This is a genomic window from Faecousia intestinalis (assembly GCF_040096185.1).
Lineage (GTDB): Bacteria > Bacillota > Clostridia > Oscillospirales > Oscillospiraceae > JAZOXB01.
Genome location: NZ_JBBMFF010000257.1, coordinates 24,433 through 33,391, shown reverse-complemented (window position 1 = coordinate 33,391; position 8,959 = coordinate 24,433). Strand labels below are relative to the sequence as shown.

Genomic DNA, 8,959 nt, shown 5'->3' with positions numbered 1-8,959 from the left:
CCGAAGGCTTCCCTGTGTTCTGAGTGCGTACCGCGAGATTGCCGCGCCTTGCTCCGCAAGGCTCGCAATGACAAGCTAGCAAGCGCCTCCCTTCCGTGTCATGGCAAGGCGCGAAGCGCCGCATTTTTCGAAAGGATCACATCATGTCTGACATCATTGCTGCCATCGCAACAGGGCGCGCGCCCTGCGCCATCGGCATTCTCCGCCTGTCCGGGCCCGGCTGCGCCGCGCTGACGGGCCGCGTTTTCACCCCGAAGCAGCCGTTTGCGGACGCGCCGGACCGCCGTCTCGTCCTCGGCCTGCTGCACGACCGGCAGGGGCGCGTCATTGACGAGTGCCTCGGCGTCGTGTGCCGCGCGCCGCACAGCTACACCGGCGAGGAGACCGTTGAGCTGCAGTGCCATGGCTCGCCCGCCATGCTGGCCGCCGGGCTGGAATCGCTGCTGGCCGCCGGGGCGCGGCAGGCGGGACCCGGCGAATTCACGCGCCGGGCCTTCCTGAACGGCAAGCTCGACCTGACGCAGGCCGAGGCCGTCGTCGACCTCATTGACGCCGAAACGGCAGACGCCGCCGCGAACGCCGCAGGGCAGCTCGGCGGGGCGCTCAAGCGCGCCATCGAGCCGGTCTATGACGGGCTGACGGACCTGTGCAGCCATTTTCACGCCGTGCTCGACTATCCGGACGAGGACATCGAGGACTTCGGCGCGGCGGAGCTGAGCGGAGCGCTGGACCGCGCGGGCGCGGCCCTGCAAGAGCTGCTTGCAACCTACGAAAAGGGCCGCCACCTGCGGCAGGGCGTGCGCGCCGTGCTGCTCGGCAAGCCGAATGCGGGCAAATCGTCGCTGCTGAACCGGCTGGCGGGCTATGACCGCGTCATCGTCACGGACATCGCCGGGACGACGCGCGACACCGTCGAGGAGCCGGTGCGCGTCGGCCGCGTGCTGCTGCGCCTGACAGACACGGCCGGTATCCGCGAGGCCGGGGACGCCATCGAGGCCCTCGGCGTGGCCCGCTCGGAGCAGGCCGCGCGCGAAGCGGAGCTGGCCCTGTTCGTCTGCGACGCCTCGCAGCCCCTGACGGACGAGGACCGCCGCGCCATCGAAGCGGCCAAATGCGCCCCGCGCAGTCTGGCCCTGTGCAACAAATCAGACCTGCCCGCCGCCGTCTCGCCGGACGAGCTGCCGTTCGACACCGTTCTGACCGTCTCGGCCCGCACGGGCGCAGGGCTGGACGCCCTGCCAGCCCTGCTCGAGGGCTGGTTCCTCGGCGAAAACGCCTGTGACGGCTCCCTCCTGACCAACCCGCGCCAGTTCGGCGCGCTCGACCGCGCCTCCCGCGCCATCGAACGGGCGAAAACCGGCCTCAGCCTCGGCGTCACGCCGGACGCCGTTCTGACGGACGTGGAGGAGGCCATGGCCGCCCTCGGTGAGGTCACGGGGCGAACGGTCCGCGAGGATATCACAAATCGCATCTTTGAGCGATTCTGTGTCGGAAAGTGAGCGAATATGAAAGAAAAGATCGAGGAAATTTCCCTCTCCATGGAGCGCGGGCACCGGCGCGTCCTGCGGGTGCTCGGCGTGCTGCTCGCCATCGGCCTGTTTGTCCTGCTGTGGAAATGGCGCGGCCTTGCCGCGATGGAGCCGATCGTCGAAGGCGGCATGGGCCGATGGACGCGCGCTGTCCTGGAGAGCATTGTCATCACGCTCGCGGCGCAGTGGGTGCTCTGCCTGCTGCCGTGGCCGCTGCTGGCCCTGTTCGGCCGAAGGAGGCCGTTCTGCTCCGTGTTTTCCCTGCGGCCGTGCGTCGGCTCGAAGGCGGAGCTGAGCCGCGCCGCGATGATCGCCGTGCGGCTGCTCCCGCCCGTGCTCGTAGGCGCGGCGCTGTGGTTCACGCTCGCGCGCGTGCCGCTCGTGTGGTTCTGGCCCGTGGCGATGGCAAGCGCCGGCTGCACCGTCGCGGCGCTTGGCATGGTGTATGACGCCGTGCGCGTGCTGCAGGTCCCCGGCCGGGCAACGTTCTGCGACCTAGGCATTGTTATTCAGGTTTACCGGGAGGTATCGTAATATGCTGCAAACCCTGTTGGGTTCCTGCGCAGCGCTCGGTGTGCCGCTGACGGCGGCGCAGGCGGAGAAGCTGTGTGACTTCGGCGCGCGCCTGCTCGAGCAGAACCGCGTCATGAATCTGACGGCCATCACGGAGCCGCAGGCCGTGGCAAAGCTGCACTTTGCCGACTGCCTCGCGCTGCTGCGCATTGTGCCGTTTTCAGGCAAGCGCGTCATCGACGTCGGCTGCGGGGCGGGCTTCCCCGGCGTGCCGCTGAAGCTCGGCGAGCCGAGCCTCGACCTGACGCTGCTCGACAGCCTCGGCAAGCGCGTGACGTGGCTGGAGGCGACACTGCGGGACATGGGCGTCCCGGCGCAGTGCGTCTGCTCCCGCGCGGAGGACTATGCCGCGAAGGCGCGCGAGCAATATGACATCGCGACGTCCCGCGCGGTGGCACGGCTGAACATTCTGGCGGAGCTGTGCCTGCCGTTCGTGAAGCCGGGCGGATACTTCCTTGCCATGAAGGCCGCCGCTGCGGCCGAGGAGCTGGAGGAGGCGAAGCGCGGCATCGCAAGGCTGGGCGGCCGCGTGGAAAAAACGGAGACCTACGACATCGACGGCGCGCCGCGCTGCGTCATCGTCATCCGCAAGGAGCACCCGACGCCCCCGGCCTATCCCCGCCGCTATGCAAAGATCAAGCAGTCACCGCTGTGATTTGAAAGAAAGATGAGCGTAAATGAGCTATTTTGCAGGAAATTATGACATTGCCGTCATCGGCGCGGGCCATGCCGGGATTGAAGCCGGTCTCGCGGCCGCGCGGCTGGGGCTGCAAGCCGTCGTGTTCACGATCAATCTGGACGCCGTGGGCAACATGCCCTGCAACCCGGCCATCGGCGGCACGGGCAAGGGCCATCTCGTGCGCGAGCTCGACGCCCTCGGCGGCGAGATGGGCCGCGCGGCGGACGCCTGCTGCATCCAGTACCGCATGCTCAACCGCGGCAAGGGCCCGGCCGTGCACTCCCTGCGCGCGCAGGCAGACCGCCGCCGCTATCAGGAGCACATGAAACGCCTGCTCGAGCGCGAGCCGAACCTCTATCTCAAGCAGGCCGCCGTCACGGAGATCCGGACGGAGGACGGACACGTCAGCGGCGTCGTGACGCAGCTCGGCGCGGAATACCGCGTGCGCGCCGTCGTCGTCGCTGCCGGGACGTACCTCGACAGCACCGTCATCACCGGGCAATGCGTCCTGCACTCCGGGCCGGACGGCCTGCGCCCCGCGCCGGAGCTGAGCCAGTGCCTGCGCGCCCTCGGCCTACGGATGCGCCGGTTCAAGACCGGAACGCCCCCGCGCATCAACGCGCGCAGCGTCGATTTCTCGAAAATGGAGGTCCAGCGCGGCGACGACGATCCGGAGCCGTTCTCGTTTTCCACCCGTGAGCCGCCGAAAAATCAGGCCGTGTGCTGGCTGACGTGGACGAACGAGCGCACGCACGCCGTCATCCGCGAAAATCTGCACCGCAGCCCGCTGTTCGACGGCTCCATCACCGGCGTCGGCCCGCGCTACTGCCCGAGCATCGAGACGAAGATTGTCCGCTTTGCCGACAAGCCGCGCCACCAGCTCTTTCTGGAGCCGTGCGGCCTCGGGACGGACGAGCTGTACCTGCAGGGCCTGTCCACGAGCCTGCCGGAGGAGGTGCAGCTTGCCATGCTGCACACCATCGCGGGGCTGGAGCACGCCGAAATGCTGCGCCCGGCCTACGCCATCGAATATGACTGTATCGACCCGACGGAGCTTTCCGCGACACTCGAGTGCAAAAAGCTGCCCGGCCTCTACGGCGCGGGCCAGTTCAACGGCACATCCGGCTATGAGGAGGCGGCCGTGCAGGGCTTTGTGGCGGGCGTGAACGCCGCGCTGAAGCTGCTCGGGCGCGAGCCGCTGGTGCTCAAACGCTCGGACGGCTACATCGGCACCCTCATCGACGACCTCGTCACGAAGGGCACGGAGGAGCCGTACCGCATCATGACCTCGCGCAGCGAATACCGCCTGCTGCACCGGCAGGACAACGCCGACGAGCGGCTCACGCCCATCGGCTATCGCATCGGCCTCATCCCTGCCGCGCAGGCACAGGCCGTCGCGGAGAAATACGAGGCCGTCCGGCGCGAGCAGCGCAGGCTGGAGCACACCGGCGTGCCCGCCGGTCCGGCGCTGAACGGGTTTCTGCAGGCGCGCGGCTCGGCGGAGGTCGTCAGCTCCGCGCGGCTGGCGGACCTGCTGCGCCGCCCGGAGCTGCACTATGCAGAGCTTGCTCCCTTCGACCCGGAGCGGCCGGAGCTTCCGGCAGCCGTGACGCGTCAGGTCGAGATCCGGGTGAAATATGCGGGGTATCTCCAGCGGCAGGAGCAGCAGATCGAGGCCTTCCGCCGCGAGGAATCGCGCCTGCTGCCGGAGGATGCGGACTATGCCTCCATCGCCGGGCTGCGCCTCGAGGCGCGGCAGAAGCTGGCCGACATCCGCCCGCGCTCCATCGGGCAGGCCGGGCGCATCTCCGGCGTTTCGCCTGCGGACATTGCCGTGCTGCTGATCTGGCTCAGCCAGCGCAATGAAAATTCGACCGATCACGCGGAATAACGGGACGTCTCACGGTAATTCCGTGAATAAGAATATTTTTTCACCTTTTTCCTCTTAGAGTATCATATTTTCTGCCGTTTCCGCATGTTTGTCGAAGAACGTCGACGAAAAAGCAGACATTTTCAGGGAAAGTCATTGCAAAAGCGGGCCGAATATGTTAAATTAGAAGCACCGCTTGTACATCCATGCGGAAATGAGAGAATCTACGAGGAGGAGAGTTGTTACATGGAAAAAATGTATCGGGTCCTGCTGGCAAACGGCAGCGAAGAGTTTTGTGGGAAGCTCGGCGTTGCCCTGAAGCAGACGAATCGGTATTCCGTGGTCGGCTCGGCTTGTGACGGCGTTCGCGCTATCAGCCTGCTGAAAGAGCTGAAACCGGATCTGCTGGTCGTCGACCTCATGCTGCCGCAGGCGGACGGCCTGTCCGTGCTGAAGGCAGCGGCCGGGCTGGATCCAAAGCCAAAGCTTCTGGTTTTGGTGGAGTTCGTAACGGAATATGTGTCTTCAATGTTTATGACGCTCGGCGTGCAATATATCATGCTGAAACCATGCAGCTGCCGTGCCGTCGTGGAGCGTCTCGACGAGATCTGCGAGAGCGCCGTTTCGCGCAAACCCGCCATCGCAGCAAAGCGCAACGCCAACATCGAGTCCATGGTCACCTCGATCATTCATGAGATCGGCGTCCCTGCGCACATCAAGGGCTATCAGTATCTCAGGGAGGCGATCCTGATTGCCGTCAATGACATGGATGTTATCAACGCCATCACCAAGGTGCTCTATCCGCAGGTGGCCAAGACGTTCGCCACGACGCCCTCGCGCGTCGAGCGCGCCATCCGCCACGCCATCGAGGTCGCGTGGGACCGCGGCGACCTGGAGACGCTGCAGCGCTTCTTCGGCTACACGGTGTCGAACACGAAGGGCAAGCCGACGAACAGCGAGTTCATCGCCCTCATCGCCGACCGCCTGCAGCTCCAGCTCCGCAGCCCCGAGGCTGCGGCCATGTGAGCCGGGGGATGGAGAAAACCTCCCGAACACAAAAGAGAGCAAAAATTTTCCCGCCTGCTTGTGCAGGCGGGATTTTTTACGGCATAGATGCACGGGTTTATTACGAAAAAGCAATCCGCCTCTGTATCGCACAGGGGCGGTTTTGCTTATTTGTCATACGGGACTCGGAAATAGTCCAAATACTTCTGAAACCTGTCCTGTGCAGATAGACAAGTATCACGCAGATAGCCGCGCTCGTTCTGCCACTCCTTCAAGCCACGGTAGTAGAACATCTTGATGTCGTCCTCGATGATAAACGGCACGATGTTGTTCCGCAGGCATTCTTTGAAAAGGAGCAGGCGCCCGACTCTGCCGTTGCCGTCCTGGAACGGATGGATGCGCTCAAAGCGGTAGTGAAAGTCGAGCAAATCGTCAAAGGTTTTGCGCGTGATAGCGTTGTACTCGGCAAGCAGCTTCTTCATCTCAGCACCGACATTCTCCGGCGCAGTGGTGTCCATGCCGCCGACCTCGTTGGGCAGTTTCTTGTAATTCCCGACGGCAAACCAATCGAGGCGGGAATCGGAAGTTCCGTTTTTCAGAACGGCGTGCAGCTGCTTGATGAACGCCTCGCTCGGAGCATAATTGGCATTGTCGATCATCATATCAATGCACTTGAAATGGTTGGCGGTCTCGACCACATCGTCAACCTTGACCGTCCCGTCCGATGCGCCGATGGTGTTCGTCTCAAAGATATAGCGCGTCTGATCGTGAGTAAGGCGACTGCCCTCCATGTGGTTGGAGTTATAGGTCAGATCGATTTGGATTTTATGATAAATACCGCCGTGCAGCTTCGCCGCTTTTTCGGCTTTCAGCACCTCAAGAAGGGTCTTTGGTGTATCGGTTTTCTTGTTCATGCGATCGGGCTTCTCCGCGGTTTCGGGTATGTTCCATGTCTTTCCGGTCAGAAATGCACCGTCGATTTTTCCTTCGGCACAGTACCCTCGCACGCTGCGTTCGGAAACGCCCCACCTTTTCGCCGTTTCCGCGACAGAAATATATTTCATAGAGATCCCTCACTTTCTGCACAGGGATAGTATAGCACATTATCGGCAAAATATAAAGAACAATTTATGAAACAATATTTGAATTTTGCCGATAACGGCAATGGTACGCGCACGGAGCAGGCGCAGTACATTTTCACGGAGTTCGTCCCGACGCACCGGGACAATGGAAGTGGGGGACAGATACACAGAGGAACGGGAAAACGGCAAAAAGCACCGCCTGCCGAACCGACAGACGGTGCAGATCTGGCAAACCTACCGCTCGTGGATACCATGCACCATGTTTTGAAGGCGTGGTGCATTATTTTATGGGTTTTGTTTTGATGGGCTGGGAGACTGCGGACGGAAAGGACAGAATATAACCTATTTTATTGTTCCATTCCGCGATATCCATGTTTTTCTGCGTTCCCCAGCAAATACAGGAAAGCAAACGCAGGAATTCGTAGTAGATCTTTACCGCACTTTGTGTTATGAACTCCATAATCGTCCGCATTCTTGGTTATAATGATTGCTGCCGACGCTTCCTCACACAATTCTACGATCGCATCATCATCCGCAATTGGCGCACCTTCCCTGTATTTAACTTCAATGAGGATGTTTTTCGTATTAGGATAGTCCACCACAATATCAATTTCTTTGCCCTTTTTTCCACCTCTAAAATAGCCCACCGAAGTAGCATATTGATAATAAAACGCTGCGACATGCTTGTAAACAGCCGTTTCAACAATCTTTCCCATCTCAACAGGGTCCGTCAAAACAGAATCATCCATCAAAACAGCATTCCGAATTGCCGCATCGGCGATATAAATTTTAGGACGCGCCTTTAATACCTTTTTCCCTGCCATATCAACCGGCCAACTCTGATAAATCAAATTTGCACTTTCCAGATACTGAATATAGTTTTCTACAGTTGTGCGAGATACACCGTTCAGTTCTTTCGTAATTGCCTCAATCGATACAATTTCTGAAGATACATTGCAGAGGTATAAGAAAATTCTCTCCAGTTCCGTTGCGTTACGGATATTGTACAGTGAGGGAAGATCACGCTTAAGAACTTTATCCACAACATCTTCCCGCATAATCTGCTGCGCCATCAAATCATTGTCAGCCAATGCCAACTCCGGAAAACCGCCAACCTGCAAATACCGCATAAAATGATTTTGAACCTTGGAGAGCTGCATCATAATTTGAGTCCGCTCAATTTGACTTTTGTGGAGCAATGTTGTTACTTTCAAATCGGAGGCGATATTGGGCCGATCCAAATCCAGCAGTTCACAATATTCATAAAAAGACATCGTTGGGACTTGTATAACGGTCCAACGGCCGGCACCACTTTCTCTGCTGCCTTTCATCAACGCTGGGCTGGCAGAGCCGGTTGCAACAACACGGGTGTTGGGTTGTGTATCATAAATGATCTTTAACCATCGATCCCAGTCCTGTGCGTACTGCACCTCATCAAAGAAGTAATAGACATCCTGCTCTGCATAGATATTTTCATGATAGCACTCCAGAACATCCTGAAATTGGCTGAGCTTCAGCATAGGATGATCCAAAGAAATAAAAACAATTTTCTGCGGTGCCACACCTGACTTTAACAGCGCTTCGATCATTTGGTATTGGATGGTTGTTTTTCCAACGCGTCTCGTCCCGGTCAAAACCACAGAGCGGCGAATTCCTTTATCCGTCAACCGCTTCATCGCTTCGTGGAATGCAAACCTCTTGTAGGTTTTTGACATCTGCGGGCTAACTGTCCCGGTTTTCCACCACGGATTATAAGCACTCAGAACTTTGAGGATGCTTTCTTTTGTTGTAATCGCCATTGAGATCAGCTCCTTTTTCAATATAATATCCGTAAAATCAATTTTTGTCAAGGATTATTGATAGTACACTATGAATGTTTTCCAGTAAATATTGATTTTTTCTGCTGAAATCCGCATTAAAAAACTTTTCCCGTTCCAGTTTTCCGATAATATTTTCGTGGAGTCAGATTTCTGAGGCACACTTTCGATCAAGCAATAGCGCAATCAGTTTTTGCTGTTTGCACTTTGGTATTTTGTTTGCTGATTCGGATGGCTCTTTGATGAATCAGGTGATACCGATGTTCAATGTGCAAAGTAAGTCAAAGTCTCTTTGCTGATTCAAGCAAATTTTGCCAAATCAGCAAAGAGCATTTGAATGTTTCATCAAAATCAAAGTCAAACCGTAACAAGCCATAATTATTGGCAGGGGATGTTCAGTTTCC

8 protein-coding genes are annotated in these 8,959 nt (G+C 58.7%); 6 read left to right on the top strand and 2 right to left on the bottom strand.

The features are described from left to right. The first annotated feature begins 143 nt into the window (after window positions 1-143). The 5 genes from mnmE (at window position 144) to spo0A (ending at window position 5,677) form a co-directional block, all read left to right on the top strand. Window positions 144-1,499 carry a tRNA uridine-5-carboxymethylaminomethyl(34) synthesis GTPase MnmE gene (mnmE, locus tag WMO66_RS12610; RefSeq protein WP_349136778.1) on the top strand — a complete coding sequence of 452 codons (1,356 nt, stop codon included), beginning with the start codon at window positions 144-146 and terminating at the stop codon, window positions 1,497-1,499. Window positions 1,500-1,505: 6 nt separating this feature from the next. Next, on the top strand, window positions 1,506-2,063 hold the full coding sequence (locus WMO66_RS12605) for a hypothetical protein (RefSeq protein WP_349136777.1): 558 nt from the start codon (window positions 1,506-1,508) through the stop codon (window positions 2,061-2,063). A gap of 1 nt (window position 2,064) precedes the next feature. Continuing rightward, window positions 2,065-2,757 carry a 16S rRNA (guanine(527)-N(7))-methyltransferase RsmG gene (gene rsmG / locus WMO66_RS12600; RefSeq protein ID WP_349136776.1) on the top strand — a complete coding sequence of 231 codons (693 nt, stop codon included), beginning with the start codon at window positions 2,065-2,067 and terminating at the stop codon, window positions 2,755-2,757. A gap of 22 nt (window positions 2,758-2,779) precedes the next feature. Further along, entirely contained in the window at window positions 2,780-4,672 is a 1,893-nt protein-coding gene (gene mnmG / locus WMO66_RS12595; RefSeq protein WP_349136775.1) for a tRNA uridine-5-carboxymethylaminomethyl(34) synthesis enzyme MnmG, read from the top strand. Window positions 4,673-4,897: 225 nt separating this feature from the next. After that, complete coding sequence (gene spo0A / locus WMO66_RS12590) at window positions 4,898-5,677, top strand: sporulation transcription factor Spo0A (RefSeq protein ID WP_349136774.1); 780 nt, start codon at window positions 4,898-4,900, stop codon at window positions 5,675-5,677. Between the two features lie 146 nt (window positions 5,678-5,823). On the opposite strand, the gene WMO66_RS12585 is transcribed toward spo0A, so the two are convergent. Next, a complete protein-coding gene (locus tag WMO66_RS12585) occupies window positions 5,824-6,720 on the bottom strand; it encodes a Fic family protein (protein ID WP_349136773.1) in 897 nt (298 codons plus the stop codon). Between the two features lie 66 nt (window positions 6,721-6,786). Here WMO66_RS12585 and WMO66_RS12580 point away from each other — a divergent pair, with 66 nt between their 5' ends. Next, the gene (locus tag WMO66_RS12580) at window positions 6,787-7,041 is read left to right on the top strand and encodes a hypothetical protein (RefSeq protein ID WP_349136772.1); all 255 of its coding nucleotides are present in this window, start codon (window positions 6,787-6,789) and stop codon (window positions 7,039-7,041) included. A 44-nt stretch (window positions 7,042-7,085) separates the two neighbouring features. Here the strand turns inward: WMO66_RS12580 and WMO66_RS12575 are convergent, their stop codons facing one another. Further along, window positions 7,086-8,537, bottom strand: a complete 1,452-nt coding sequence (locus WMO66_RS12575) for an ATP-binding protein (RefSeq protein ID WP_349136771.1) — start codon at window positions 8,535-8,537, stop codon at window positions 7,086-7,088. Window positions 8,538-8,959: the final 422 nt, after the last annotated feature.

Bases quoted from the DNA above. Each gene is read 5' to 3' on its own strand.
- WMO66_RS12585 (WP_349136773.1), bottom strand. From the start codon at position 6,720: ATGAAATATATTTCTGTCGCGGAAACGGCGAAAAGGTGGGGCGTTTCC.
- rsmG (WP_349136776.1), top strand. From the start codon at position 2,065: ATGCTGCAAACCCTGTTGGGTTCCTGCGCAGCGCTCGGTGTGCCGCTG.
- WMO66_RS12605 (WP_349136777.1), top strand. From the start codon at position 1,506: ATGAAAGAAAAGATCGAGGAAATTTCCCTCTCCATGGAGCGCGGGCAC.
- spo0A (WP_349136774.1), top strand. From the start codon at position 4,898: ATGGAAAAAATGTATCGGGTCCTGCTGGCAAACGGCAGCGAAGAGTTT.
- WMO66_RS12575 (WP_349136771.1), bottom strand. From the start codon at position 8,537: ATGGCGATTACAACAAAAGAAAGCATCCTCAAAGTTCTGAGTGCTTAT.
- mnmE (WP_349136778.1), top strand. From the start codon at position 144: ATGTCTGACATCATTGCTGCCATCGCAACAGGGCGCGCGCCCTGCGCC.
- WMO66_RS12580 (WP_349136772.1), top strand. From the start codon at position 6,787: ATGAAACAATATTTGAATTTTGCCGATAACGGCAATGGTACGCGCACG.
- mnmG (WP_349136775.1), top strand. From the start codon at position 2,780: ATGAGCTATTTTGCAGGAAATTATGACATTGCCGTCATCGGCGCGGGC.